The following is a 523-nucleotide window of genomic DNA, read 5'->3' on the forward strand; positions in this document are numbered from 1 at the left end:
CGTTAAGTTGCAGGGTATAGACCCGAAACCCGGTGATCTAGCCATGGGCAGGTTGAAGGTTGGGTAACACTAACTGGAGGACCGAACCGACTAATGTTGAAAAATTAGCGGATGACCTGTGGCTGGGGGTGAAAGGCCAATCAAACCGGGAGATAGCTGGTTCTCCCCGAAAGCTATTTAGGTAGCGCCTCGTGAATTCATCTCCGGGGGTAGAGCACTGTTTCGGCTAGGGGGCCATCCCGGCTTACCAACCCGATGCAAACTACGAATACCGGAGAATGTTATCACGGGAGACACACGGCGGGTGCTAACGTCCGTCGTGAAGAGGGAAACAACCCAGACCGCCAGCTAAGGTCCCAAAGTCATGGTTAAGTGGGAAACGATGTGGGAAGGCCCAGACAGCCAGGATGTTGGCTTAGAAGCAGCCATCATTTAAAGAAAGCGTAATAGCTCACTGGTCGAGTCGGCCTGCGCGGAAGATGTAACGGGGCTAAACCATGCACCGAAGCTGCGGCAGCGACGC

Annotated in this window: 1 rRNA gene; it reads left to right on the plus strand. The window is 54.3% G+C overall.

What is annotated here, in order from left to right:
- A 23S ribosomal RNA gene (locus ACTU3N_RS14625) occupies positions 1–523 on the plus strand; the annotation flags it as partial.

The organism is Vagococcus sp. WN89Y (assembly GCF_052220145.1).
GTDB lineage: Bacteria > Pseudomonadota > Gammaproteobacteria > Enterobacterales > Enterobacteriaceae > Kosakonia.